Origin of the sequence: Micromonospora parva (assembly GCF_040649675.1) — a bacterium.
In the GTDB taxonomy this organism is placed as follows: Bacteria; Actinomycetota; Actinomycetes; order Mycobacteriales; family Micromonosporaceae; genus Micromonospora; species Micromonospora parva.
Window position 1 is genome coordinate 473,531 of the sequence record NZ_JBEZFX010000002.1, and the last position, 26,167, is coordinate 499,697.

At 71.8% G+C, this 26,167-nt stretch carries 23 protein-coding genes and 1 tRNA gene; 7 read left to right on the forward strand and 17 right to left on the reverse strand.

Going from position 1 to position 26,167, the window contains the following annotated elements; all coding sequences use genetic code 11:
* Positions 1 to 133 precede the first annotated feature (133 nt).
* Positions 134 to 784: a hypothetical protein gene (locus tag AB0C03_RS07450; RefSeq protein ID WP_357635255.1), complete on the forward strand. Its 651-nt coding sequence runs from the start codon at positions 134 to 136 to the stop codon at positions 782 to 784.
* 5 nt (positions 785 to 789) lie between these two features.
* Here the strand turns inward: AB0C03_RS07450 and AB0C03_RS07455 are convergent, their stop codons facing one another.
* The 5 genes from AB0C03_RS07455 to AB0C03_RS07475 form a co-directional block, all read right to left on the reverse strand.
* Positions 790 to 975, reverse strand: a complete 186-nt coding sequence (locus AB0C03_RS07455; RefSeq protein WP_036410487.1) for a hypothetical protein — start codon at positions 973 to 975, stop codon at positions 790 to 792.
* A gap of 72 nt (positions 976 to 1,047) precedes the next feature.
* A complete protein-coding gene (locus AB0C03_RS07460; RefSeq protein WP_030327721.1) occupies positions 1,048 to 2,325 on the reverse strand; it encodes a hemolysin family protein in 1,278 nt (425 codons plus the stop codon).
* Between the two features lie 79 nt (positions 2,326 to 2,404).
* Complete coding sequence (locus AB0C03_RS07465) at positions 2,405 to 2,602, reverse strand: hypothetical protein (protein WP_110566850.1); 198 nt, start codon at positions 2,600 to 2,602, stop codon at positions 2,405 to 2,407.
* 57 nt (positions 2,603 to 2,659) lie between these two features.
* Complete coding sequence (locus tag AB0C03_RS07470) at positions 2,660 to 3,391, reverse strand: hypothetical protein (protein ID WP_357635259.1); 732 nt, start codon at positions 3,389 to 3,391, stop codon at positions 2,660 to 2,662.
* 55 nt (positions 3,392 to 3,446) lie between these two features.
* Positions 3,447 to 4,055 (reverse strand): TetR/AcrR family transcriptional regulator, encoded by a 609-nt coding sequence (locus AB0C03_RS07475; RefSeq protein ID WP_030327724.1) that lies wholly within the window; start codon positions 4,053 to 4,055, stop codon positions 3,447 to 3,449.
* Between the two features lie 98 nt (positions 4,056 to 4,153).
* On the opposite strand from AB0C03_RS07475, the gene AB0C03_RS07480 reads away from it, so the two are divergent.
* Complete coding sequence (locus tag AB0C03_RS07480) at positions 4,154 to 5,194, forward strand: NAD(P)-dependent alcohol dehydrogenase (protein ID WP_357635263.1); 1,041 nt, start codon at positions 4,154 to 4,156, stop codon at positions 5,192 to 5,194.
* 18 nt (positions 5,195 to 5,212) lie between these two features.
* Here AB0C03_RS07480 and selB read toward each other — a convergent pair whose 3' ends face one another.
* The 7 genes from selB to AB0C03_RS07515 form a co-directional block, all read right to left on the reverse strand.
* Entirely contained in the window at positions 5,213 to 6,997 is a 1,785-nt protein-coding gene (gene selB / locus AB0C03_RS07485) for a selenocysteine-specific translation elongation factor (RefSeq protein ID WP_357635265.1), read from the reverse strand.
* A 2-nt stretch (positions 6,998 to 6,999) separates the two neighbouring features.
* The gene (selA, locus tag AB0C03_RS07490; RefSeq protein ID WP_357635268.1) at positions 7,000 to 8,304 is read right to left on the reverse strand and encodes an L-seryl-tRNA(Sec) selenium transferase; all 1,305 of its coding nucleotides are present in this window, start codon (positions 8,302 to 8,304) and stop codon (positions 7,000 to 7,002) included.
* A 23-nt stretch (positions 8,305 to 8,327) separates the two neighbouring features.
* Positions 8,328 to 8,423: transfer RNA gene (locus tag AB0C03_RS07495), tRNA-Sec, on the reverse strand.
* Positions 8,424 to 8,436: 13 nt separating this feature from the next.
* On the reverse strand, positions 8,437 to 9,576 hold the full coding sequence (nrfD, locus tag AB0C03_RS07500; protein ID WP_357635271.1) for an NrfD/PsrC family molybdoenzyme membrane anchor subunit: 1,140 nt from the start codon (positions 9,574 to 9,576) through the stop codon (positions 8,437 to 8,439).
* Positions 9,573 to 10,697, reverse strand: a complete 1,125-nt coding sequence (locus tag AB0C03_RS07505) for a 4Fe-4S dicluster domain-containing protein (protein WP_357635273.1) — start codon at positions 10,695 to 10,697, stop codon at positions 9,573 to 9,575. The genes nrfD and AB0C03_RS07505 overlap by 4 nt, the downstream gene beginning before the upstream one ends.
* On the reverse strand, positions 10,687 to 13,959 hold the full coding sequence (fdh, locus tag AB0C03_RS07510) for a formate dehydrogenase (protein WP_357635540.1): 3,273 nt from the start codon (positions 13,957 to 13,959) through the stop codon (positions 10,687 to 10,689). Before fdh ends, AB0C03_RS07505 begins: the two co-directional genes overlap by 11 nt.
* A gap of 923 nt (positions 13,960 to 14,882) precedes the next feature.
* Entirely contained in the window at positions 14,883 to 15,446 is a 564-nt protein-coding gene (locus AB0C03_RS07515) for a hypothetical protein (RefSeq protein WP_357635276.1), read from the reverse strand.
* Positions 15,447 to 16,223: 777 nt separating this feature from the next.
* On the opposite strand from AB0C03_RS07515, the gene AB0C03_RS07520 reads away from it, so the two are divergent.
* Positions 16,224 to 16,565, forward strand: coding sequence for a hypothetical protein (locus AB0C03_RS07520; RefSeq protein ID WP_030338026.1), 342 nt, complete (start codon positions 16,224 to 16,226; stop codon positions 16,563 to 16,565).
* Complete coding sequence (locus tag AB0C03_RS07525) at positions 16,562 to 17,221, forward strand: nucleotidyl transferase AbiEii/AbiGii toxin family protein (RefSeq protein WP_357635280.1); 660 nt, start codon at positions 16,562 to 16,564, stop codon at positions 17,219 to 17,221. Before AB0C03_RS07520 ends, AB0C03_RS07525 begins: the two co-directional genes overlap by 4 nt.
* Before the next feature lie 160 nt (positions 17,222 to 17,381).
* Here the strand turns inward: AB0C03_RS07525 and AB0C03_RS07530 are convergent, their stop codons facing one another.
* A complete protein-coding gene (locus AB0C03_RS07530) occupies positions 17,382 to 18,284 on the reverse strand; it encodes an SDR family oxidoreductase (RefSeq protein WP_309140766.1) in 903 nt (300 codons plus the stop codon).
* 187 nt (positions 18,285 to 18,471) lie between these two features.
* Here AB0C03_RS07530 and AB0C03_RS07535 point away from each other — a divergent pair, with 187 nt between their 5' ends.
* Positions 18,472 to 20,262: a bifunctional metallophosphatase/5'-nucleotidase gene (locus tag AB0C03_RS07535; RefSeq protein WP_357635284.1), complete on the forward strand. Its 1,791-nt coding sequence runs from the start codon at positions 18,472 to 18,474 to the stop codon at positions 20,260 to 20,262.
* 57 nt (positions 20,263 to 20,319) lie between these two features.
* Here AB0C03_RS07535 and AB0C03_RS07540 read toward each other — a convergent pair whose 3' ends face one another.
* Together AB0C03_RS07540 and AB0C03_RS07545 are read right to left on the reverse strand one after the other, a co-directional pair.
* Positions 20,320 to 20,580, reverse strand: coding sequence for a hypothetical protein (locus AB0C03_RS07540; RefSeq protein WP_245233798.1), 261 nt, complete (start codon positions 20,578 to 20,580; stop codon positions 20,320 to 20,322).
* A 1-nt stretch (position 20,581) separates the two neighbouring features.
* Positions 20,582 to 21,739: a geranylgeranyl reductase family protein gene (locus AB0C03_RS07545; RefSeq protein ID WP_357635288.1), complete on the reverse strand. Its 1,158-nt coding sequence runs from the start codon at positions 21,737 to 21,739 to the stop codon at positions 20,582 to 20,584.
* Between the two features lie 147 nt (positions 21,740 to 21,886).
* Here AB0C03_RS07545 and AB0C03_RS07550 point away from each other — a divergent pair, with 147 nt between their 5' ends.
* Both AB0C03_RS07550 and AB0C03_RS07555 read left to right on the forward strand, forming a co-directional pair.
* Complete coding sequence (locus AB0C03_RS07550; protein ID WP_030338032.1) at positions 21,887 to 22,123, forward strand: hypothetical protein; 237 nt, start codon at positions 21,887 to 21,889, stop codon at positions 22,121 to 22,123.
* Positions 22,124 to 22,208: 85 nt separating this feature from the next.
* Positions 22,209 to 23,648, forward strand: coding sequence for an MFS transporter (locus AB0C03_RS07555; RefSeq protein ID WP_357635292.1), 1,440 nt, complete (start codon positions 22,209 to 22,211; stop codon positions 23,646 to 23,648).
* A gap of 119 nt (positions 23,649 to 23,767) precedes the next feature.
* Here AB0C03_RS07555 and AB0C03_RS07560 read toward each other — a convergent pair whose 3' ends face one another.
* Both AB0C03_RS07560 and AB0C03_RS07565 read right to left on the reverse strand, forming a co-directional pair.
* Positions 23,768 to 24,325 (reverse strand): hypothetical protein, encoded by a 558-nt coding sequence (locus AB0C03_RS07560; protein WP_357635294.1) that lies wholly within the window; start codon positions 24,323 to 24,325, stop codon positions 23,768 to 23,770.
* Positions 24,326 to 25,537: 1,212 nt separating this feature from the next.
* A complete protein-coding gene (locus AB0C03_RS07565) occupies positions 25,538 to 26,167 on the reverse strand; it encodes a hypothetical protein (protein WP_030338035.1) in 630 nt (209 codons plus the stop codon).

Consider the following 26,167-nt stretch of genomic DNA (forward strand, 5'->3'; position numbering starts at 1 on the left):
GGTGTCTCCCTTCCGGGTACGGCAGGCGGCATCGACCGCCTCCACCGCCGGCATACCCGCCCGCCCCGGTGGCATTCCGGCTGCGGGCACCGGTGCGACGGCTAGCCCGTCCGCAACTGGGTAACCCGCCAAGATGGGCGATGACCGACGGGTGGTGCGGGTCCTGCTCGACCGGCGTGGCCGCACGTACGCCGAGGAGGCCGGCATCCGGCTCGCCGACCGGCCCGGCCCGCTCTACCAGCTGTTGGTGCTGACCACGCTGCTGAGCACCCGGATCCGGGCGTGTGTGGCGGTGGACGCCGTCCGGGAGCTGTTCGCCGCCGGTTACCGCACCCCACAGGCGATGGAGGCGGCCAGTTGGCAGGAGCGCGTCGACGCGCTGGGGCGGGGCCACTACCGCCGCTACGACGAGCGGACCGCCACCATGCTCGGCACCGGCGCCCGGCTGTGCCTGGACCGCTGGCACGGTGACCTGCGACGGCTGCACCGGGAAGCCCAGGGTGATCCCGCCGGGCTGCGTCGGCGACTCACCGAGTTCCCCGGCATCGGCCCCACCGGGGCGGACATCTACCTGCGCGAGGCACAGTCGGTCTGGTCGGACGTGCGCCCGTACGCCGACCGTCGGGCCCTGGCCGGGGCGAAGCGGCTGGGTCTGCCGGGGTCCCCGGACCGGCTCGCCGGTCTCGTCGCCGAACCGGACTTCGGGAGGCTCGCCTCAGCGTTGGTGCGGGTGGCGCTGGGTGAGGAGTCCGCCGGTGAGGTCACCCGCGTCGCCGCCCGGTGAGGCGCTCACTTGACCGTCTTGTCCCCCGGGCGGGTCAGGTGCCACACCAGCAACGCGGCGAGCAACGCCAGGACCACCACCCCGCCGGAGATGCCCCGGCCCTCCTCCGGACTGCGCCCGGCGCTGCCGAAGTAGATCACCGCGAGACCGGCCAGCACCGTGACGAACGTCCGCAAACCTCGGTCCTTCACGTCTGGCACCGTATGGGGACCACCCTTACCTGCGTACCTTTTTAGACGTTATGTCATTCTTCTGAGTGATGCTCAGCGCTCGGTGACGAACCCGCAGAGCCGCACCCGGCGTACCGCCCGGTCGGCGACCTCCACCACCTGCAGGGTCAGCCCGGGCAGCCGCACCGTCTCACCCGGGGAGTCCGGCAGGTGCCGCAGCCGGGCCAGCACCAGACCGGCGACGGTCGTGTAGTCCCGGGACAACGGGAAGCTCAGCCGCACCCCCAGATCCGGCAGGTCGTGCAGCGGAAAGTCACCGGGCACCAGCAGAGACCCGTCCGGTTCCCGGACCACCCCCCGCACGTCACGGTCGGTCTCGTCGTACAACTCGCCGACCACCTCGGCCAGCAGGTCCTCCATGGTGACCATGCCGTCGATGCCCCCGTGCTCGTCGACGACCAGGGCCAGTTGCTGATGTTCCTGCCGCAGCTGACGCATCGCGTCGGCGACCGGCAGGGTCACCGGCAGCAGCAGTGGCGCGCGGACCCGCTCGCCCACCGGCGCGGTGCCGGCCCGCACCAGGTCACGGATGTGCACCACCCCGAGCACCTCGTCGAGGCCGCCGGGACCGGTGACGGGTGCGCGGGACCGCCCGGCGGCGGCCAGCCGTCGGACCCCCTCGTCGGCGGCCAGGCTCGCCGGCAGCGTGGTGACCTCCCGCCGTGCCACCAGGATCTCGCGCAGCGTCCGGCCGGCGATGTCGAACGCGCCGGTCAGGATCTCCCGCTGCTGGGCCGACAGGCCGCGCTGGCTGGCCAGCATCTCCCGCAGCTCCTCCTCGGTCATCTCCTCCCGATTGGCCCTCGGATCGCCACCGGCGAGTCGCACGACCGCGTCGGTGGCCCGGCTGAGCAACCACACCGCCGGCCGGGACACCCGGGCGAGCAGGTCCAACGGACCGGCACTCAGCAACGCCCACCGCTCGGCCCGCTGCATGGCCAGCCGCTTCGGCGCCAACTCGCCCAGCACCAGCGTGACGAACGTCAACGCCACGGTCACCAGCAGCACCGCGGCGGGACGGGCCGCCCCTCCGAGGAAACCCAACGGGCCGACCAGCGGACCGGCCAACGACACCGCGGCCGCCGCCGACGCGAGGAACCCGGCCAGGGTGATCCCGAGCTGAATCGTGGCCAGGTAGCGGTTGGGGTCGTGGGACAACCGCACCAACCGGTCCCCGGCCCGGCTGCGCCGACCCAGCCGCCGCAACTGCCCCTCGCGCAGGGTCACCAACGCCATCTCACTGCCGGAGAGCGCGGCGTTGACGAGCACCAGCACGGCCACCAACGCCAACTGCCCGAGCTGACCGCCCATCGCGTACCCCCGTCCGCCGCCTGAGGTCACTCAACCGCAGCGGGCCGCGGCGCGGGCCCGGTTTGCGACCGCGCCCGGCTCAGTCGACCTCCAGGTCGTCCAGCGAGATGGCGTGGGTCATCAGCCACCGGGCCAGCGCCGACATCCCGAACAGCCACAGCGGCACCGACTCGGTGGGGCCGCTGGTGGCGTAGATGGCGAAGCGCAGGTCCGGAGCGCGGTACGCCTCGATCCGCCACCGGTGCTGCCGGTCCCGCCAGACCGCCGAAGGGTCCATGGCGTCACCGTAGGTGACCACCGCCGACCTCGGGGTCGGTTGGCCAGCACCGCCGGCTCAGCCCGGCACCACCGTCGTTCCGAACACGATCCGGGCGACGGACACCAGCAGGCTGATCCCGACTCCGGCGAGGATCAACCAGCCGAAGCCACGCCACCCCGAGCCCCGGCCGGGCACCGGCGCCGACGGTGGTCTCCACACCTCCCGGTAGGTCCACGCCAGCACACCCACCCCGAACGGCAGGAGCCCCACCCAGAACCAGAACCACCTCGTGCCGGCCAGCGGCGGCGCGCCGACGATCAGCCGGCCCAGCCACAGCAGAGTCAGCACACCGGCGAGCAGACCCGCCGTGGTCGCAATCCGGGACGCCACGTCCCCGACGGCGTGCCACGGATCGGCGACGGCGGCGAGCCGCGCATCCAGCCCGGTCCGCGCTGGCCGGTCCGGCCCCGCCGAGTACGGCTGGAGGTCGGGCGGTTGGACCGAGGCGTACCGGGTCTGACCGCTGGGCACCGTCCACGTGATCATCCAACCCTGCTCGGCGGGCCGCAGATCAGGTCGGCTGCCCCAGTAGGGGTCGTCGTCGTCCCAGCCGTTCGCCCGCTGATAGGTCACCACCCGGCCAGCCGCGAGATCCCGGTCGAGTTGGGCTTCGGTCGACTCGCGGGGCTCGACCCACCACGCCAGAGCGGCCCACAGCACCCACAGCACCGGCAGCGCCCAACGCAGCGCCACCGAGACGACGCGCCACCGACGACCGCACGACCGGGACGGGGACACCTCGACCATCAGCCCACCGTCGCATCTCGGCGCAACCGGGTCAGCACCGGATCGGTCGCGGCGCTCAGCGGTCGGGGTGATCCTGGTCCGTCGGCACGATGGCTCGCCGGACGCAGTCGCGAAGCAGAGCACGACGGCGGGAGTGCACGTCGTCGGGTTCCTGGCCGCTGGCGGCGTAGACGTTGCTCACCGGCGACCAGGCCATCGACATCGCGATGACCAGGGCCATGATGTCGAACGGGTCACCACCGCGGATCCGGCCGGCGGCCTGGGCCTCGGCGATCGCCGTGAGCTTGCGATCGTCGTAGTGCTGGTGGGTCTCGACGAGGTGTCCTGCGGGCCGGCGTTCCAGCCGCGTCCAGGTCGCGAGCCGGATGAGGTCGGGGCGGCGCAGGTATTCGTCGTAGAGGCGGACGGCCCAGTCCGCGAGATCGTCGGCGTCGATGGGCACGACGTTGGTGATGCGTTCCAGCGAGCTGAGGAAGATCGCGTCGAAGAGTCGTTCCTTGTCCCCGAAGTAGGCGTAGAGCTGCGCCTTGTTGGTGCGGGCCGCCGTCACGATGCGGTCGACGCGGGCCCCGGCGATGCCGTGTTGGGCGAACTCCTCGGTGGCGGCGTCCAGGATGCGCTGGTAGGTCGCGGCACCTCGCGAGGTCAGGGGCTGCTCCGGCATGGCCCCACAGTAGCAAAACAGAACAGTTGGTTTGCTTCGGCTCGCGGCCCGACCTAAGCTCCAACAGACCGAACAGTCTGTTTAGAAAAGAGTCGATCATGCGAAGGACCACCGGATGGCGAGCAACCGGCCCGACGGAACTGTGGCGTAGCCCGATCGAGCGCCGTGACCTACGTCCGGACGACATCGCGGTGCGCGTCGACTACTGCGGGGTCTGCCACAGCGACCTGCACGCCCTGCGCGACCACGACCAGCACGCCGACGCCGCACTGGTGCCGGGGCACGAATTCACCGGCGTGGTGATTGACACCGGCCCCGAGGTGACCCGCTTCTCGATCGGCCAGAGCGTCGCGGTGGGCAACATCGTCGACTCCTGCGGCGCCTGCGCGATGTGCGCGGCCGGACAGGAGAACTTCTGCCACTCCTTCCCGACCCTGACCTACGGCGGCACGGACCGGCAGGACGGGTCGACGACGCTGGGTGGCTTCTCCCGCGAATACGTCGTGCGGGACACCTTCGCCTACCCACTCCCCGCCGGCCTCCACCTGGCCGCAGCCGCCCCGCTGCTGTGCGCCGGCGTCACCGTGTGGGAACCCCTGCGCTCCCACAACGTCGGCCCAGGCACCCGCGTCGCCGTGGCCGGGCTCGGCGGCCTGGGCCACCTCGCGGTCAAGATGGCCGTGGCACTCGGCGCCACCACGACCGTGATCAGCCGCACCCTGGACAAGCGGGACGACGCCCGTCGGCTCGGCGCACACGACCTCGTCGACTCCACCGATCCCCAGCAGATGGCTGCCGCCCGCGACACCTTCGACCTCGTCATCGACACCATCTCCGCACCGCACGACCTCGCGCCGTACCTGCGGCTGGTGGCGATGGACGGCACCCTCAGCCTGCTCGGATACCTGGGACCGGTGACCGTCGAGACCACCGACCTGCTCATCGGCCGCAAGAGGCTCAGCTCCGCCGGGAGCGGAGGCCGCCGCTCGACGGCTGAGATGCTCCAGTTCTGCGCCGACAACGGCGTCGCCGCCGACATCGAGATCCTCCCGTCGGCGCAGGTGGGCACGGCACTCGACCGCCTGCGGCGAAACGACGTCCGCTACCGCTTCGTGCTGGACATGTCCGACCTCGACTGACGGTGGTCGGCGCGGCGCTCAGGTGACGACGATCCGGGCGTCGTCGGGCAGCCGGCGGGTCGCGCCCCGCCGGTCCAGCAACTCCAGCAGGGGCACCGCCACCCGGCGGGTGGTGTCCAACGCCTGCCGCGCCGCGGAGAGGGTGAACGGCTGCGGCAGCCCGGCCAGCACCCGCACCGCGTCGTCGAGCACGTCGGGCAGCAACACCACGTTGTCGGCCAACCGCAGTAGGGCACCGGCGCGCACCGCGGCACCGATCTCCCGGGGACCCAGACCGAGGTCGACGAGGCGATCGGCTTCGGGGGCGCGGAACGGCCGGTCGCCGTACTCGGCGCGGACCCGCTGCACGGCCCGGGCCACCGGTTCGGGCAGCGCGTCGGTGCTCGACGCCCCGACCCGGCCGGAGTGGATCCGCAGCGGCGGCCGGACCAGCGCCTCGACCAGCGCCCGGTCGGGCAGGGCGAGACGCTGCCGCAACGCGTCCACCGGCATCCCGGGCTCCAACGGGTGCTCGCGCGCGTGGCGGGCGACCTCCTCGGTCAGCCGCTCGGCGAGCACCCGCCAGTACGCGGGGTCGGCCAACCAGTCACCGGCCACCGGCTGGGCGAACTCCGGCCGGTCCCGATCCGACACGGTGGGCACCGGCACGCCCATCCGGACCAACGCGCCGGCCCGGACCAGCCGGCGGCGGCGCAGCTCCCCCGCCAGGTCGGGTCGACCGTCCAGCTCGGCGAGGACCTGGGCGCGGGCGGCCGCCGCGCCGCGTCGAGCCAACGGTGGGGGTGCCACGTCCAACACCCACACCCCGCCGCTGACGTGGTGGCGACCCGGGTCCCGCAGCAGCGCCCGGTCGCCCACCAGCAACGGCAACGGTCGGGCCAGCCGCAGCCGGACGGTGTCCGGGCCGAGCGGGCGCACCCGTACCGGCACCGCCGCCGACCCGACATGCAGGGTGAGGGTGGCCGGCAGGTCGGCGGCCGGGTCGCCGGCGAGCCGGACGTCGACCAGGTCGGTGTGGTGAAACCGGCCCGGGGTGAGCAGCGCGTCGCCCCGACCGAGCCGGTCGCGGGGCGTACCGCGCAGGTTGACCGCGACCCGGGCGACCGCCGCCGTCTCCGGTCGGGGCTCGCCCAGCGAGTGCAGGCCACGGACCCGGACCGGTTCGTCGGCGCCGGCCAGCTCCAGTTCGTCGCCCACCCGCAGTCGACCGGCGCCGAGGGTGCCGGTGACGACGGTGCCGCTGCCCCGCACGGTGAAGCTGCGGTCCACCCAGAGCCGGACCGGATCGTCCAGCACCGGCGCCGGCAGGTCGGCGGCGAGCCGGTCCAGGGCGGCCCGCAACTCCGGCAGGCCCGCACCGGTCAGGCCACTGACCGCCACCGCCGGCACCGCGCCGAGGCTGGTCGCGGCGATCTCGGCGCGCGCGCGGGCCATCGCCGGCCCCGGGTCGGCCAGGTCCGCGCGGGTCACCGCCAGCAGGCCGTACGCGACACCGAGCGCGTCGAGGGCGGCCAGGTGCTCGGCGGACTGCGGCATCCACCCCTCGTCGGCGGCCACCACGATCAGCGCCGCCGGGACCGGGCCGACCCCGGCGAGCATGTTCGGCACGAACCGTTCGTGCCCGGGTACGTCGACGAACGCGACGGTGCCGCCGGACGGCAGTGTCGTCCAGGCGAAACCCAGGTCGATGGTCATCCCCCGGCGGCGTTCCTCCGCCCACCGGTCGGGTTCCATCCCGGTCAACGCCCGCACGAGGGTCGATTTGCCGTGGTCGACGTGCCCGGCGGTCGCGACGACGAACACTGTCAGTCGTTCCCGGGTACGCGCAGCACGGCCTGGCGGACGGCCTCGTCGGCGTCGGCGGGCACACAGCGCAGGTCGAGCAGGAGCCGGCCGCGTACCACCCGGCCGAGGACCGGCGGCTCTCCGGTGCGCAGCGGCGCCGCGTACCGCTCGGGCAGGCTCAACGCCCACGAGTCCAGCTCCACCCCGGGGGCGCCGCCCCCGCCGACCACCGCGACGGCCGGCACCACCTCCGCCTTGCGGCCGTCCGCGCCGAGGCGGTCGCGCAGCCGCTCCACCCGTTCGCGCAGCACACCCGGGTCGGCGTGCAGCGCCGCCCGGGTCGGGGTGCCCGGTTGGTGCAGGGTGGCGGTCAGCGCGGCCAGGGTGAGCTTGTCCACCCGCAGCGCCCGGGCCAGCGGGTGGCGACGCAGCCGGTCGATCAGCTCGGCGTCACCCAGCAGCAGCCCCGCCTGCGGCCCACCGAGCAGCTTGTCGCCGCTGGCGGTGACCAGTGCGGCGCCCGCGCGCAGGGTGCTGGCCGCGTCCGGTTCGTCGGGCAGCAGCGGGTCCGCGCCGAGCAGCCCGGAGCCGATGTCGGCGACCACCGGCACCCCGAGTGTGGCCAGTTGCCGCACCCCGACGGCGGAGGTGAAGCCGGTGACCCGGAAGTTCGACGGGTGCACCTTGAGCACGAAGCCGGTCTGCGGGCCGAGGGCGGCGGCGTAGTCGGCGACCGTGGTGCGGTTGGTGGTGCCCACCTCGCGCAGCCGCGCACCGGTGCTCTCCAGCAGGTCAGGCAGGCGGAAACCGTCGCCGATCTCGACCAGCTCACCCCGGCTGACGACGATCTCCCGGCCGGCGGCCAACGCGGTGGCGGCCAGCACCAGCGCGGCGGCGCCGTTGTTGACCACGTGCACGGCGCCGGCGTCGGGCACGGCGGCGGCCAGCGCGTCGAGCGCGCCCCGGCCGCGACGGGCCCTCCGGCCGGTGGCCAGGTCCAACTCGACGTCGGTGTGCCCGGCGGCGGCCACCACCGCGGCGACGGCGGCGGGCGACAACGGGGCCCGGCCCAGGTTGGTGTGCAGCACGACGCCGGTGGCGTTGAGCACCACCCGGGGGCCGGGAGTGGGCAACGCGACGACCGCGGCGTCGCGTACCTCGTCGGGGTGGAGCTCGCCGCGACGGGCGCGGTCCTGCGCGCGGGAGACGATCGCCTTGACCTGCTCCCGGCCGAGGGTCACCGTGGCGGCGGCCAGCACCGGGTCGGCCAGCAGCGTGTCCGTACGGGGCACCCGGCGTCGCGGGTCCACCGGGCCGTCGCCCATCACGTCATCTCCTGCAAGCGGTGTGGCGGAGACGGACGGGAATCGAACCCGCCTGGCCCGGGTCCCGGACCACTCCGGTTTTGAAGACCGGGAGGGGCACCAGCCGCCTGAACGCCTCCACCGGACATTCGATCACACCGCGGGCGGGGCCGCCCGATCAGATGGAAGATCCATGCCGCTTCGCCGCGCTTCGACCCGTTCGCGTTGCGGAACCACCGTGTACCGGGGGTCACGGGCCGAGGCGACGCCGCCGTAGAAGATCCCGAACCGGGTCAGCACCGACGCGGCCAGCAGCGCGGTCCCGGAGAGCGCACCGACCACCCGGCTGCGCTGGCCCAGCAGCGCGCCGGCCACCCCACCGGCGGTCAGCAGCCGGCCGGCGCGTAGCAACCGACCCGGCCGGCCCAACCGGTAGGGCTCGCTGAGCAGGCCGAGACGGGTCTCCACCCGGTGCGCGCCGTACAGCTCCAGGGCCGCGCCGGCCACCGCCATCCGGCGGGCCGGCCCGGCCTGGGCCGGCGGCGCGGCGAGCAGACCCACGCCGGCGCCGCTGGCCAACGCGCTGCCCGCGAAGATCACCGGCAGCTCGGGGTACGCCTCATGCCACGACGGCACCGCCGTGTCGGCCAGCAACACCCCGGTGTACGTGGCCAGCGCGGGCGCGGTGCCGGCGGCGAGCAGCCCGGCGGCGTGCCCGACCGGCGGCAGCACCCGACCGGCCAGCCCGAGCAGACCGTGCCGGGGCAGCACACCGGCCGCCTCGGCGATCGCGGCGACGCCCGCCGCCGGCCCGTACGCGGTGAGGATCCAGGTGCCCATCGACATCGGCGAGGTCGGCTTGGCCACCCGCAGCATGTGGTGGAACCGCGCCGGCCGGCCCAGATCCCTGACCAGGAAGACGGCGCTGGCGCTGACGGCGGCCAACGCGGTGACCCGGCCGGCGCGCCGCAACGCGGGCCGCCTGGTGAGCTGCCCGCCCGCGGCGAGCAACGATGAGCCGGCGGCCAACCCGCCGGTGAACAGGTACGCGGCGATGTCCCACTTCCAGACCGGCGGCTTCAGGACGGGCCGACCGTAGTAGGAGGTGAACTCGGCCTCCGGCACCCGCAGTTCCTCGCCGCCACCGCGCCGCCCGCCGCGCCGACGGTTGGCGTCTCGCCGGACCGTCAGGTCGCCCCCGGGGGCGCTCACCGAGGGTTGGTTGCTGTGCTCGTCGGCGAGCCGCTCCCGGAAGCGGCGGAACCGGTCGCCGACCGGGCCCGGTGGCGTCATGAAGAACCTCCGACGAACGCGGCGACGGTCGCCGCCGCCATGGCGAGCGCGGCGAGGCCGGCGCGTTTCCACATGGCCGGTAGGTCGCGGGTGGTCACCACCGGGTCCGGTGGCAGCCCGTACACCTCAGGCTCGTCCAGCAGCAGGAAGAACGCCCCGTCACCACCCACGCCGTCGTTCGGGTCGTGCCCGTACAGTCGCGCCTCGGGCACCCCCCGCTCGTGCAGCGTCGCCACCCGGGCGGCGGCGCGTTCGCGCAACTCGTCGAGGGGCCCGTACTGGATCGACTCGGTCGGACACGCCTGCGCACACGCCGGCGTCATTCCCACACCCAACCGGTCGTAGCACAACGTGCACTTCCACGCCCGACCGTCGTCCTTACGCTGGTCAATCACCCCGTACGGGCAGGCGGAGATGCAGTAACCGCAGCCGTTGCAGATGTCCTCCTGCACCACCACCGTCCCGAACTCCGTCCGGAACAACGAACCCGTCGGACACACATCCAGACAGGCCGCATGCGTGCAGTGCTTACAGACATCCGACATCATCAACCACCGGAAATCCGTCCGACCCTCCGCGCCCGTGCCCCGCCCCGGCGGCTGCGCACCCGGCATCCCGAGGAACTGCGGACCGGCGCCACCCCCGCTCCCGGCGATCGGATCGGCCGGGCCGGCGCCCATCGGGGCACCCAGCACGTCCACCGGCCCGCCCGCGGCCATCCCGGCGGCCGCCGACGGCGCACCGGTCGGCACGCCCGGGTCAGTGCCGGTGCGCCCACCGGTGCGGGCCGCCACGACCGCCGACGCCGCGCTGGCCGAACCCTCGGTCGGCGTTCCCACGAACGGCGGCGCGCGATGCCCGGCCGGCCGGGGTTGCTCGATGAACGCGACGTGGCGCCACGAGTTCGCGGTCAGAGCGCCGGTGTTGTCGTACGACATACCCAGCAGATCCAGGCCACTCTCCGGCACACCGTTCCACTCCTTGCAGGCCACCTCACACGCCTTGCAACCGATACAGACGCTGGTATCGGTGAAGAACCCCATCCGCGGCGGCGCGTCCTCGTAGCCCGCGTCCGGTGCCGGGTCCAGCGGCCCGTACAGGCTGTTCGGGTCAGGAAGCACCGTGCTCCTTCCCCTCATCGTCAGTGGTCACGGCCGGGGCGTGCTGGCCCGGGTTGATCCCGGCACGCCGCTGGTAGTCGGCCACCAGGTCGAGCAACGCCGGCCCGGTGGGACGCCGGCCCGGCCGCACGTCGCAGGTGCCCACCTTGCTCTCCTGAATCAGCACGTTCGGATCCAGGCTGATCCCGAACAGGTCGTTGGCCGAGTCGCCGGTCACCAAACCCTCAAAACCGAAGTGGTACGGCAACCACACCTGGTGGATGACCCGACCGTCCACCCGCAGCGGAGTCAGCCGGTCGGTCACCAGCACCTTCGCCTCGATCACCGCGCGACCACTGACCAGGTGCGCCCAGCCCAGATGCGCCAACCCGACCTCGCCGGCCAGTTCCGGGGACACCTCGACGAACATCTCCGGTTGCAACTCGGCCAACGGTGACACGGTCCGGCTCATCGCACCGGCGGTGTGGTGCTCGGTGAGCCGGCTGACAGTGAACACGTACGGGAACACCTGACTGTGCTCCTGCGGCGGGCTCGGGTTCACCGAGTTCACCGGATGCGCGTACATCTTGCGGGTCGGGTTCGCCTGCTGACCGTAGAGCGGGTTACGCACCGGCGACTCCACCGGCTCGTAGTGCGTCGGCAGCGGGCCGTCCAGGACGCCGCTGGGCGCGTACAGCCAGCCCTTGCCGTCGCCCTGCATGACGAACGGATCGTCGCCGGCGATGCCCTCCGTCCCCGACGCACCGGGAGGCGGCCGGTACGACGGTGGTTTGGTCTTCTCGAAGTCCGGCACGTCGTAACCGGTCCACTCGCCCTTGTCCGCGTCCCACCACACGTAGCGTTTGCGCTCACTCCACGGGTTGCCGTCCGGGTCGGCCGAGGCCCGGTTGTAGAGGATGCGCCGGTTCGCCGGCCAGGCCCAACCCCACTCGGCGGCCACCCAGTCCTGCTCGTGCCGGGACTTGCGGCGGGCGGCCTGGTTGACGCCGTCGGCGTACACCCCGGTGTAGATCCAGCAGCCGACGGCTGTGGAACCGTCGGCGCGGGCCTCCGCGAAGCTGGACAACGGCGCGCCGGTCGCCACGTGGTACCCGTTGATCTCGCGCAGCACCGCCTCGGCGCTCGGCTCCGCGTGCGGACCGTGCGTGGGATAGTCCCAGGTCAGGTCGAGCAGCGCCCGGTCGCGCGGCAACGGCGACCCGGCCAGCTTCTCGCGCAGTTTGCGGCCCAGGTGATAGAAGAACCACAGCTCGGAGCGGGCGTCGCCCGGCGGCTCGACGGCCTTCTCCCGCCACTGCAACAACCGCTGCGTCTGGGTGAACGTGCCCTCCTTCTCCACATGCGACGCCGCGGGCAGGAAGAACACCTCGGTGCGGCACTCCTGCGGCACGATCTCCCCGGTGGCGACCTCGGGGCCGTTCTGCCAGAACGTCGCGCTCTCGATCATGAACAGGTCCCGGACCACCAGCCAGTCGAGGTTGGCCATGCCGAGGCGCTGCGCCCGACCGTGCGCCGACCCGACGGCCGGGTTCTGCCCGAGCAGGAAGTACCCCTTGATCTTCCCGTCGATCATGTTCAGCACCTGCTGGTAGGTGCCGTGATCACCGGTCATCCGCGGCAGATAGCCGTAACAGAAGTCGTTCTCCGGCGTCGCCGCGTCCCCCCAGTACGCCTTGAGCAGGCTCGCGGCGAACGACCGCGCGTTACCCCAGAACCCCTTCTGCCCCGGGTGGCGGATGCTGTCCACCCACTCGTCGAAGCTCGGGTGCTCGGCGTGGTGCGGCATCGGCAGGTAACCGGGCAGCAGGTTGAACAGTGTCGGGATGTCGGTGGAGCCCTGGATGCTCGCGTGCCCACGAAGCGCCATCACCCCGCCGCCCGGGCGACCCATGTTGCCCAGCAGGAGCTGGATGATCGCGCCGGTGCGGATGTACTGCACGCCCACGCTGTGCTGCGTCCAGCCCACCGAGTAGATGAGCATGCCGGTGCGGTCCCGCCCGGAGTTCTGCGTCCACGCCCGCGCCAACTCCAGGAACTGCGCCTGGGAAATACCGCAGACCCGCTCCACCATCTCCGGCGTGTAGCGGGAGAAGTGTCGCTTCAGGATCTGGTAAACGCAGCGCGGATGCTGCAACGTCTCGTCGCGCCGCGTCTGCCCACCCACCTGCGCGCCGTGCGACTCGTGCGTCAACCCTGCGGCGCTGTCCCGCTCCTGGGCGGTGTGCCCACTGCCCGACGAGTCCTCGTGGCCCTCGTACTGCCAACTGTCCTGCACGTACGTGCCGGTCTCCGGGTCGAAACCGGAGAAGAAACCGTCGCCGTCCTCGGTATCGCTGAACTCCTCGCTGACGATCGTCGCCGCGTTGGTGTACGCCAGCACGTACTCCCGGAAGTCCAACTCGTTGTCCAGGATGTAACGCACCACCCCACCGAGCAACGCGATGTCCGTGCCCGCCCGGATCGGCAGGTACGCGTCCGCTACCGCGCTCGTCCGGGTGAACCGTGGGTCGACGTGGAAGACCTTCGCCCCACGGCGCTTGGCCTCCATCACCCACTGGAAACCCACCGGGTGCGCCTCAGCCATGTTCGAACCCTGAATGACGATCACGTCAGCGTTGGCGATGTCCTGCTGAAAATCCGTCGCACCGCCACGACCGAAGCTGGCCCCCAGACCGGGGACGGTGGCGGAGTGTCAAATACGGGCCTGATTCTCGATCTGAAGCGCCCCCATCGCGGTGAACAACTTCTTGATCAGGTAGTTCTCCTCGTTGTCGAGCGTCGCCCCGCCCAGGCTGGAGATGCCCAGTGTCCGGTTGAGCGGCCGGCCCTGCGTGTCGACGTCCTCCCAGGTCTGCTCCCGGGCGGCGAGGATCCGATCGGCGATCATGTCGAGCGCCGTGTCGAGGTCCAGATCCTCCCACTGCGTCGAGTACGGGCGGCGGTAGCGCACCGTGGTCTGCCGCAGCGGGCTGGTCACCAGGCTCTTACTGGCCGAACCCTTCGGGCAGAGCCGACCCCGCGAGATCGGACTGTCCGGATCACCCTCGATCTGACTGACCTGCCCGTCCTTGACGAACACCCGCTGACCACACCCGACGGCGCAGTACGGGCAGACGGAACGGGCGACCGAATCGGCGGTGTCGGTGCGGGCGGTGAGCGCGCGGGACCCGTCGGACTTCGCCGCCGCGCCCCGACCCAGCGGGTCCGTGCCGGTAAGCTGCCGGTACACCGGCCAACCCTCGATAAAGGTCCGCAGGCCCAACCCCGACACCCCCTCCCACGCGAGCGACCCTCTGAACATAGGTCAACCGAGACAGGTTCGCGAACCGGGGATACCGACAGCGCCGCCCCCGGCCGTTGGGCCGGGGGCGGCGCTGGGTGTCGGTGTGCAGGTCGCCTCTCGGCGAGTGGCACGACGCGGCTCCAGCCGAACGGTATTCCGCGAAGGCGATATTAGGTGAGGCCCGGGGACACTGAGTCACACCGACACTGTCCTCAACCAGCCGCACCCCCACCTTGTTCCCCGCGCAGGCCGCCCATCGGTCTCCGCGCCGCCGGGGTTGGCGCACGGACGCGCCGGCTTCCCGGGTGGGCCGCCGTCGTTTCCGGGCGGGCGCCGTGGGGTTGGCGCCCGGACCGCCGTGGGTTGGCGCGCAGACCACCGTCGGTTGCCTGCACGAACCACCGTCGGTTGCCGCGCGGACCGCCGCGGGTTGCCTCGCGGGCGGTCATGGTTGCCGCGCGGGTGGTCGTCGTTCCCGCGCGGGTCGTCCCGGGTTGGCGCGCGGTCCGCCGTCGGTTGCCGCACGGACCGCGGTCGGTTGCCGCACGAACCACCGTCGTTCCCGCACGGGCCGCCGTGGCGTCGCCGCACGTCGCGGCACGACACTGCCCCGCCCGCGACGGGTCGGCCAGCGCGGTGCCCGACCCACCCCACGACGGAGCCACCTCACCGCGACGCCCCACCGCGACGCTCAACCAGGACCCGGAATCGCGAGATCTTGGACAGTTTCCGTTACGTGAGAACGGAAACTGTCCAAGATCTCGCCAACGAATGACGCGACGACGCCGGCGCGCACCATCACGTGACAGATACGCCGCTGGCCGGCACCCCGGGTTGCGGGTGCCGGCCAGCGGTCGGTGTTCTCACGGTTCTACCGTGCGGTGGTGCGGGTGTGCTGGTGGTCAGCTGTTCCAGTGCTGGGCGACGAGGTCGGTGGCCTGCTGCTCCCACTGGGCGTAGGCGTCCGGGTAGGCCGAGACCTGCACGGTCTGCGCGGCCTGGGTCAGGGGCATGTCCTGCCACCCGTCGACCTGCTTGAGGCCCTTGAGGAACGCGGTCGTGGAGTACTCGGGGTCGGTGATCTGCTCCGGCGTACCCCAACCCGAGCTCGGGCGCTGCTGGAACAGGCCCAGCGAGTCGTGGTCGTTCTTGTCGCCGAGGTGGCCCAGGTTTTCCAGCTTGGACTCCTGCAGGCTCGTCGCGATGGAGATGACCGCGGCGCGCTCGGGCAGGCCGGCCTTCTTCGTCGCGGCGATGATCGCCTTGACGTTGGCGCTCTGCTCGTCGTTGAGGGTGATGTGCGACTGGTCGCCCTGCGGCTTCGCCGCCTGCACGGCCACCGCTGCGGCGGTGGGCTTGGCGTCCACGGCCGGGTTGGCGTGGGCGGCGATCGGGCCGGCGAACACACCACCGGCGAACGCGAGACCAGCAACGGACAGCATGCTCTTACGGAAGATCGTGTTCATGGGGGTAGCTCCTTCGGGGGTAGGAACACCCGAACCGCCAAAGGGGGGAACGGCGGCGGGGTGTGAGCACCTCGTCCGGCGCTGCACAAACAAACGGGAAAAGTCTCAGGGGTCGGCGACTTCACGGGCGCGGGGGCTCGTGGCGCCGGGGTCCAGGTGTAACGACCGGGGGGCCGGGGTCATTCCGGGGGTGGCCCAACCCGTCGGCACCCACGGGGAGGCGATGCCTGCGGTCGATCGTGGGGATCACAACGACCGGGGGGCCGGGGTCATTCCCCGGTGGCCCAACCTGCCGACACCCCCATCACAGCGGTGCCTGCGGTCGATCGTGGGGACCATAACGACCGGGTGCCGGCGGGCATTCCACCCTGCCGGACCCCGGATCCCGCACCCGTGAAGACCGGGCGGCGGGAGGTCCTGCTGCGATCGTCAGGGTGTGTAACGACCCCGGCCCGGCCACGATTCCCGCCTACGCGTGCCCCCGGCCACCACCCACAAACACCCACAACCCGACACACCACCCACACGACAACGGCCCCACGGCACCGAACCGCCCGCACGCCCGTGATCCACTCGGGTTCACGGAAACCGCAGCATCCGGGACGCCAGGACACCCCGACTTCATGAAACCCGAGTCGATCACGCATCGTCTGACGACCTCGACTGGCGCATAACCGGACAAACATCGCGGCTAACAAGGTCGGGTGGGTTCGTCTGCGATAGCGCGATGGGATCAGCCTGAGCGACACCGGCCCGGGTGGGCGTTACCCTGACACCATGCAGGCCGTCTCCCCCACCGCGACCGGCGTGGCGTTTCTGGCCCGCCCGGGTCGTCCCGCTGTGGTGGCGCGGACGCTCGCCGAGCTGGCCGGTCCCACTCGGGGTGTGGTGGAACTGCCGGTGCGGCTGATGTGGAACGCCGAGCGCACCTTCGACCTCGGCGACCCCGACCAGTTGCTCTGGATGTACGAGAACGTGCTTCGCGAGACCACCCGCGCCGAGGATCTGCGTTCTCTGATCAACGGGCGGACGTTGCGCCGGGTGTGGCGACTGCTCAACCTGCCTCGGGGCGTACGCCAGGCGTGGGAGAGCCGGCACCGCGGCCTGCGTACGGCGTGACCGAACCGCATCTGCACGAGTTCTACCGGGAGGTGGCCCGGGTGGCGCTGTCCGCCGCCGGGCCGTACCGGTTCGTGCTGGGTGGTGGGGTGGCGTGGGCGGCGCACGGTCTGGTCGCCCGACCGACGGAGGACGTCGACCTCTTCGCGGACGTGGAGGGTGCCGCGGCGGCGGCGTCCGCCGGGGTGCGCGTGGCTCTGGAGCGGGCCGGGTTCCTCGTCACTGACGCCGACCCGGACAGTGAGCTGGCCGAGCTGTTCGACGGGTACGAGCAGGACATGAAGGACTTCGTGGTGAGCCGCGACGGACGGCAGATCCGGCTCAGCCTGGCCCGGTTGGACCGCCAGCAGAGCCCGGTGGTGATGGACCTCGGCCCGGTGATGGACGTCCGTGACCTGGTGGCGAACAAGATCGCGGCGTTGGTCAACCGGCGGGAGGTTCGCGACTTCATCGACGTGGCCGCGGCTCTCGACCACTATGACGTTACCGAGCTGTTGGTGCTGGCCCGTCAGGTCGATCCCGCGCTGGACCCGGACGACGTCCGCGCCGCCGGCCGCTACCTGGACCGGCTCTCCGACCAGCGCTTCGGCCGGTACGGCCTGGGCGCCGCCGACGTCGCCGAGATCCGACAACGCTTCGCCAGCTGGCCGCGTTAACCCCACGCCCGACCGCACCGCACCACCGGTGCGCACCACCCGACCACGCCCGATGAGCCGGTTCGCGGGAGCGTGCGGGGCACTGAGCCAGCACGGCCGGTGGCCCCGGCACACCACAGCGCCGGGTGGGCGCCCGCACGACGCCCACCCGGGTGGGTCATCACTTGGTCGGTCGACCGCCGGTGACGCCCAGGATCTCGCCGGTGACGTAGCTCGACTCCTGCGAGGCGAAGAAGACGTACGCGGGTGCCAGCTCGGCCGGCTGCCCGGGGCGTCCCTCGGGGGTGTCGGTGCCGAACTGTTCCACCTTCTCCTTCGGCATGGTGGCCGGGATCAGCGGCGTCCACACCGGACCGGGAGCGACAGCGTTGACCCGGATGCCCTGCTCGGCCAGGTCGGCGGCGAGGGCCTTGGTGAAGTTGGCGATCCCCGCCTTCGTGGTGGCGTAGTCCAGCAACTGCGGCGACGGGTCGAACGCCTGGATCGACGACGTGTTGATGATCGCCGCCCCTTCGGCCAGGTGCGGGATGGCGGCCTTGCAGAGCCAGAACATCGCGTACAGGTTGGTCTTGAACACCCGGTCGAACTGCTCGGTGCTGATCCCGAGGATGCCCTTGTCCTGCGACATCTGGTACGCCGCGTTGTTGACCAGGATGTCGAGGCCACCCAGGTCCCGCACCGCCCGGTCGACCAGTTCCTGGCAGTGCGCCTCGTCGGTGATGTCGCCACGTACCGCGATGCCTCGGCGCCCGGCGGCCTCGATCAGCCGGACGGTCTCCCGGGCGTCGGCGTCCTCCTCCTCGCCAAGGTAGGAGATGAGGACGTCCGCGCCCTCCCGGGCGAAGGCGATCGCGACCGCCCGGCCGATCCCGGAGTCACCGCCGGTGATCAGTGCCCGCTTGCCGTCGAGTTTGCCGCTGCCCCGGTACGACTCCTCCCCGTGGTCCGGCTTGGGGGTCATCTCCGCGGTCGCGCCCGGCGCCGACTGCTGCTGTGCGGGTTGGCCGGACTGCTGGCCGTACTGGCTGGTCGGGTCCTGCTGGGTGTGCTGGTCCTCGCTCACCGATGTCTCCTCGCGTCGCGTGGGAGGCGGGGGCTCTCCCGCGAAATCTCGTCCCCGACCGCCCTACCCCGGGTCGGCCTGCGGAAACCGTTGCAGCTGCCGGGGCTGGCGTGGCGGGAGTGTCAGCTGCTGGTTATGGTGCGCAAGGCGCTCACGAGGCGCGTCCACCCCCATGGAAAGGCACGTCATGACCTCTGGATCCGGCCCGTCGCGCCGCCAGGTGCTCGTCGCCGCGGCGGCGGCGGCGACCACCCCGCTGATCGCCGCCGCGCCCGCGCAGGCGGCCGGCCCGGCCCGGCCGCGCACCTGGGACCTCACCCTCCTGGGCACGTCGGACACGCACGGCAACGTCTACAACTGGGATTACTACCGCGACGCCGAGTACGACGACAGCAAGCAGAACGACATCGGTGTTGCGAAGCTGGCGACCCTGATCAACCAGATCCGTCGGGAGCGGCGCGGCAAGGCGACGCTCGTGCTCGACGCCGGCGACACGATTCAGGGCACGCCCCTCGCGACGTACTACGCCAAGCAGGAGCCGATCACCGCCACCGGGGAGAAGCACCCGATGGCCCGGGCGATGAACGTCATCGACTACGACGCGGTGACCCTGGGCAACCACGAGTTCAACTACGGTCTGCCGCTGCTGGACCTGTGGATCCGCCAGCTCGGCTTCCCCGCGCTCGCCGCGAACGCCGTCAACGCGAAGACCGGCAAGCCGGCCTTCCTGCCGTACGTCATCAAGAAGGTCTCCCTCGGTTTCGCCGCGCCGACCCTGCGCGTCGGCATCCTGGGGCTGACCAACCCCGGCGTGGCCATCTGGGACAAGGGCAACGTCGAGGGCAAGCTGCGCTTCGACGACATGATCGCGACCGCCGCGAAGTGGGTGCCGATCATGCGGGCCCGCGGCGCGGACCTGGTGCTGATCTCCGCGCACGGCGGTGACAGCGGCACCTCCAGCTACGGCCCGGAGCTGCCGAACGAGAACCCGGTGGCGCTGATCGCCCAGCAGGTGCCGGGAATCGACGCGATCCTCTTCGGCCACGCGCACAACGAGGTGGTCGAGCGGTTCGTCACCAACGAGCAAACCGGCGCGCAGGTGCTGCTCTCCGAGCCGTCGAAGTGGGGCCAGCGGCTCACCCGCATGGACTTCACCCTGGCCCGCGAGCGTGGTCGGTGGACGATCACCAAGAAGGCCGCCACCATGCTGAACACCAACACGGTGGTCGAGGACCCGAAGGTGCTCGCCGCCGTGCGGGCCCAACACCAGAAGACCATCGCGTACGTCAACCAGGTGGTCGCGCAGTCGACGGTGGAGCTGTCGGCGGCCGAGTCGCGGTACAAGGACACGCCCATCCTGGACTTCATCAACCACGTGCAGACCGAGGTGGTCGGCGCGGCGCTGGCCGGCACCGCGTACGCGGACCTGCCGGTGCTGTCGATCGCGGCGCCGTTCAGCCGCACGGCCGTCTTCCCCGCCGGCGACGTCAAGATTCGCGACGTGGCCGGCCTGTACGTGTACGACAACACCCTCGAGGCGGTGGTGCTCAGCGGGGCCGAGGTGCGCGCGTACCTGGAGTACTCGGCGAAGTACTTCCGCACCCTGGCGCCGGGCGCGCCGGTCGACCCGGAGCAGATCAGTGACCCGGCCGTGCCGGACTACAACTACGACGTCTTCTCCGGCGTCGACTACGACATCGACATCTCCAAGCCGGTCGGGCAGCGCATCACCCGCCTGGTGCTGGCCGGCACCGACACGCCGGTGGCCGACAACGCCCAGTTCGTGGTGGCGGTGAACAACTACCGGCGCAGCGGCGGCGGCAACTTCCCCGGCATCGTGAAGACCCAGGTCTACAACGCGCAGCAGGAGATCCGCCAGCTGCTCATCGACTGGGCGCAGGCCAAGGGGACGATCGACCCGGCCGACTTCTTCCAGCCCAACTGGCGGCTGGTACGCGAGGGCGTGCCGGTCTTCTGACCTCAGCGCAGCATCGACGGGCCGTGGGTGGCGACACCCGCGGCCCGTCGTGCGTTGTCAGCCGGCGTGGCGCAGGTCCCAGTGGACCGGGTCGTCCCACACGTCGGGCCGATCGCTTCGTGACTCGGTTTCGGTCAGCTCGACCCGCTGATCGGGGCGGGCGGCGAGCGGCAACTGCCCGAACCGTACGTGGCGCAGGAACGCGTACTCGTCGTCGGTGAACGGCTGCTCGGTCATCGGCACCTCCTGACTCCCCTGCGATTGTCCGACGCCCAGCCCGTTGGACACCAGTGGCGGGGCGCACGTCGCGTAGGGCATCCTAGGATCCTGGGTGAATAGCGGGTGCCCGGCGGGGGGCGGGTAACCGATCCAGCACCGCGAGGGCTGCCCGGATGGGGCGGCGGCGCAGCATCTCGTCGAAGCTCGCCCGCCCCTGGCAGAACTGCACGAACATCCGCCAGCCCGGCGGGGTCGCCAACAGGGCGTGGAACACATCCGGGCGACGGGTGAACACGTCGAGCAGCCGGAACCCCGCCCGCATCTCCGGCAGCAGACGCTCGGCCACCGCCCGCTCGTACCCCGCCAGATCACCGCCCGCGACCGCCGCCCCGGCCAACGCACCGGACCGCAACGCGAAGCTGATGCCCTCCCGGCTCCACGGCTCCAACAGCCCCGCCGCGTCCCCCACGACCAGCACCCGGCCGTTGCGCAACGGTGAATCCTCCGCACGGCACCGGGTCAGGTGACCGGAGTCGTGCTCCGCCGGCAACCCGGTCAGGCCCAACCGGTCGACGAACCGCCGCAGGTAGTCACGGGTCCCCTCCCCCGCGCCGCGACCGGCGATCACACCGACGGTCAGCCGGTCACCCTTGGGAAAGACCCAGGCGTACGAGCCCGGCATGGCACCCCAGTCCAGCAGCAGCCGACCCCGCCACCGCTCCTGCTCGACGGGCGGCACCGGAAGCTCCACCTCCAGACCCAGATCCACCTGCCGGTACCGAACCCCGACATGCCGGCCGGTCACCCCCGACGAGCCGTCCGCCCCGATCACGGCACGAGCCGCGATCGTCGTACCGTCGGCCAGCCGCAGGCGTACCCCATCAGGGTCCTGCTCGATAGCGCGGACCGCGACCCGCTCCCGCATCTCGGCCCCGGCGGCGACCGCTGCGGCCCGCAGCCGGTCGTCGAACTCCTCGCGGCGCACCATCGTCACCACCGGACTGTCGTTGCGGCGAGTGAACTCCCGACCGCCGTCGCGGGTGAACGTCACCCGGTCCACCCGGTCGTGCGCGGGCACCTCGATCCGACCCTCGACAGCCGCCAGCGAGGTGCCGATCAGACCACCACCGCAGGTCTTGTACCGCGGGTGCGCGGCCCGCTCGACAACAAGTGTGGAAACGCCCGCACGGGCGGCGGCGTGCGCCGCGGACAGCCCGGCGGGGCCAGCGCCGACAACGACGAGGTCCCAAACGATCACGGAAGCAGCCTAGGGCACCACCGACGCGCGACCGGCCGACCCGCCCGCCGTCGCGACCGCCCGATCGGGTGCGCATCTTCGGTCACCGAGGGGGTAACCGGCGCACGGCAACCGCCACCGCAGTGGCGGCCGAGCGAAGGAGGAACCATGCAGCAGGTGCCACTGTCGGAGGCCGAGCAACGGGTGTACCAGGCGGTCACCACCCTTGAGGCACGCGGGCAGGTGCCCTACCCGGACCTGATCGCCGAGGAATCCGGACTCACCGAGGAACAGGTGAGCAGCCCCCTGCACCTGCTCACCGAGAAGGGCCTGCTGCACCGCGAGGACTCACCGATGGCCGGCCTCGACTTCGGCCCCCGGTTCTGCGCCCGCCAGATGGCGTGACCCACGGAACCAGCCGGCACGGTTCGCCCCCCGCCGACCCGGGTAGCGGTCAACCATGCGTGACCAAGGGCCGACGGGGGGCACGATGAACGCGGCGCAGCCGCCGCAGCCGGTCACCCCGGCCGAGAACCGACGACGCTGGCAGGCCGTCGGCGTCGGACTCGTCGCCGCGTTCATGACCCTGCTCGACGTGAGCATCGTCAACGTCGCGGTGCCGTCCATCGACCGGGCGTTGCACGCCTCACCGAGCGACCTGCAGTGGGTTCTCTCCGGGTACGCGCTCACCTTCGGCCTGGCGCTGGTGCCCGCCGGCCGCTTCGGCGACGCCCGCGGGCGGCGCAACGCGTTCGTCTTCGGCATCGCGCTGTTCACCATCACCAGCGCGCTCGCCGGCCTCGCCACCTCCCCCACCTGGCTGGTCATCACCCGACTGCTGCAGGGCGCCGCGGCCGGCGTCGTCAACCCGCAGGTCATCGGGCTGATCCAGCAGCTGTTCCGGGGGCCCGAACGCGCCCGCCCGTTCGGGCTGCTCGGCGCCACCATCGGCATCTCCACCGCCGTCGGGCCGCTACTCGGCGGGTTGCTCATCGCCGTCGGCGGCGAGGAGCACGGCTGGCGCTGGGTCTTCTTCGTCAACGTGCCCGTCGGTGTTCTCGCGGTGATCCTCGGCTGGCGGTTGCTGCCCGGTCGGCCCACCGGTCAACCCGGCTGGCGTCGACTCGACCCCGTCGGCGTCCTGCTGCTCGGCATCGGCGTGGTGCTGGTCCTGCTGCCACTGGTGCAGGAACAGCAGTGGCGCACCCCCTGGAAGTGGGCGCTCATCCCGGCCGGCCTGGCGGTGCTGGTCGCCTTCGGGCTCTGGGAGCGACGGTACGCGCGCCGCAACCAACCCCTGTTCGACCTTCGACTGTTCAACCTCCAGGCCTACACCCTGGGCTCGATCCTGGCGCTCGTCTACTTCGGCGGGTTCACCGCGATCTTCTTCATCTTCACCCTGTTCCTGCAGATGGGTCTCGGCTACAGCGCCCTCGTCGCCGGCCTGGCCATCACCCCCTTCGCCCTGGGTTCGGCCGCCGCCGCCGTACTCGGTGGCCGCATCGTCAACCGCTTCGGCCGACCACTGGTCGCCATCGGCCTGCTCACCGTGGTGGTCGGGCTGGCCGCGACGGTCATCGCGCTGCACCTCGCGCCGCACGCCCCGGCACCGTGGGTCACCGCCGGCCCGCTGCTCGTCGCCGGCATCGGCAGCGGACTCGTGATCGCCCCCAACCAGACGATCACCCTCTCCGAAGTGCCGGTAGGTCAGGCGGGCAGCGGCGCGGGCATGCTCCAGACCGGTCAGCGGATCGGCGCGGCGGCCGGCATCGCCGCCGTCGGCTCACTGTTCTTCTCGTCGTTGGCCGACAGCCGCGGCGACTGGACCACCGCCTTCGAACAGTCCCTCATGCTGGCTACCGGCATCATCGTGCTCGCGCTGATCGCCGCGCTGATCGACATCTGGCGCAACCACAACCACAAGAACTGACCGGGGTACGCCGCTGGCCGGCACCCCGGGTTGCGGGTGCCGGCCAGCGGTCAGAGTCGTGCGGTGGTGCGGTGGTGCGGTGGTGGTGTTGCTGTTCGGTGGTGCGGGTGTGCTGGTGGTCAGCTGTTCCAGTGCTGGGCGACGAGGTCGGTGGCCTGCTGCTCCCACTGGGCGTAGGCGTCCGGGTATGCCGAGACCTGCACCGTCTGCGCGGCGTCGGTCAGTGGCATGTCCTGCCACCCGTCGACCTGCTTGAGGCCCTTGAGGAACGCGGTCGTGGAGTACTCGGGGTCGGTGATCTGCTCCGGGGTACCCCAACCACTGGACGGGCGCTGCTGGAACAGGCCCAGCGAGTCGTGATCGTTGGCGTCGCCGAGGTGGCCGAGGTTTTCCAGCTTGGACTCCTGCAGGCTCGTCGCGATGGAGATGACCGCGCCGCGCTCGGGCAGGCCGGCCTTCTTCGTGGCCGCGATGATCGCCTTGACGTTGGCCGTCTGCTCGTCGTTGAGGGTGATGTGCGACTGCTCGCCCTGCGGCTTCGCCGCCTGCACCGCCACGGCGGTGGGCTTGGTGTCCACGGCCGGGTTGGCGTGGGCGGCGATCGGGCCGGCGAAGACACCACCGGCGAACGCGAGACCAGCAACGGACAGCATGCTCTTACGGAAGATCGTGTTCATGGGGGTAGCTCCTTCGGGGGTAGGAACACCCGAACCGCCAAAGGGGGGAACGGCGGCGGGGTGTGAGCACCTCGTCCGGCGTTGCACAAACAAACGGGGAAAGTTTGGGGGGTGACGCCTTTAGGGGCGTCGGTCGGCGACTTCACGGGCGCGGGGCTCGTGGCGCCGGGGTCCAGGTGTAACGACCGGGGGGCCGGGGTCATTCCGGGGTGGCCCATCCCGTCACCCACGGGGAGGCGGTGCCTGCGGTCGATCGTGGGGATCACAACGACCGGGCGGCCGGGGTCATTCCCCGGTGGCCCAACCTGCCGACACCCCCATCACAGCGGTGCCTGCGGTCGATCGTGGGGACCATAACGACCGGGGGGCCGGGGTCATTCCGGGCTGGCCCAACCTGTCGGCACCCCCATCACGGCGGTGCCTGCGGTCGATCGTGGGGACCATAACGACCGGGTGGCGGCGGGCATTCCACCCTGCCGGACCTCGGATCCCGCGCCCGCGAAGACCGGGCGGCGGGAGGTGCTGCTGCGATCGTCAGGGTGTGTAACGACCCCGGCCCGGCCACGATTCCCGCCCGCGGGTGCCCCCGACCACCACCACAAACACCTCACAACCCGACACACCACCCACACGACAACGGCCCCCGCGGCGCCGAACCGGCCCGCACGCCCGTGATCCACTCGGGTTCACGGAAACCGGGGCATCCGGGACGTCGGGACACCCCGACTTCATGAAACCCGAGTCGATCACGCATCGGACGACGGCATCAACGTCGGCGGCGGTGACCATCGGGAACGACCCGCCCGGCGAGCCGGGCGGCACGGTCGGCCTGGTGCAAAGCGGACACGCCGCCCCTTGGGGCAGAACGCCATCATCCGCGCCTCCCCGGCGGACAGCCTCCCGTCTCGCCGGGAGCCGTACCTGGCGGCGCAGAGTTCACGACCCGCACCAGACCAGGCCGAAGTCACGACCCGCACCAGACCAGGCCGAGATCACGACCCGCACCAGACCCGGCCGAGGGCACGACCCGCACTAGACCCGGCCGAGGGCACGACCCGCACCAGACGAGGCCGAGGTCGGGAGTCGCGCCGGACAACGCGGAGGTCGGGAGCCGTACCAGGTGGCGGGTCTTTCTGGACGGGCTGGCGCCCGTCGGAGTGTTCCGACGGGCGCCAGCTTCCGTGCGATCCGGGCGCAGCCCGGTGGGGTTGATCAGTGCGCCGCACCACCGAAGCGCTGGCGGCGACGCCAGGCCAGGGTCAGCAGGAGCATGACCGCTCCGGCGCCGACCAGGCCGCCGCCGAGCTTCATGGGTGTGCCGAGGCTGTCACCCGTGACGGGCAGCGGCTGCTTCTTGTGCAACACCCGCAGCTCGGTGCTGGCGGTCCGGCCGGACTCCCGACCGGTGGCGGTGAAGGTCAGCAGACCGGTCACCGACGGCTTGTAGCTCTTGGTGAAGCGACCCTGGGCGTTGGTGAACGCCGTGAAGTTCAGGGGCGCGCTCGCCTGGTACGCCACCGGGGTCATGGCCACGGTGCTGCCGTCGCTCCGGCGAGCCGGAGCCTGACCGCCGGCCGGTGCGGCCAGCGGGGTCACCGTCACGGAGATGTCGACCGTCTCGTTCGGGCCGAAGCCGGTGCCGGTCAACAACACCGTCTCGCCGAGGAAGATCGTCGGCCGGTTGACGGTCAGCGAAGCGGCTGCCGGCGGGTACGGCGGCGGCTGGGGCGGGTCAGTGGTCGCGCTGGGCGTCGGCTGCGGCTGTGCCGCCCCCGCTGCCGTCGGCACGGCCACCACGGCCAGGCCGACCGTGAGCGCCATGATGATGCGGGATAGCCGCAT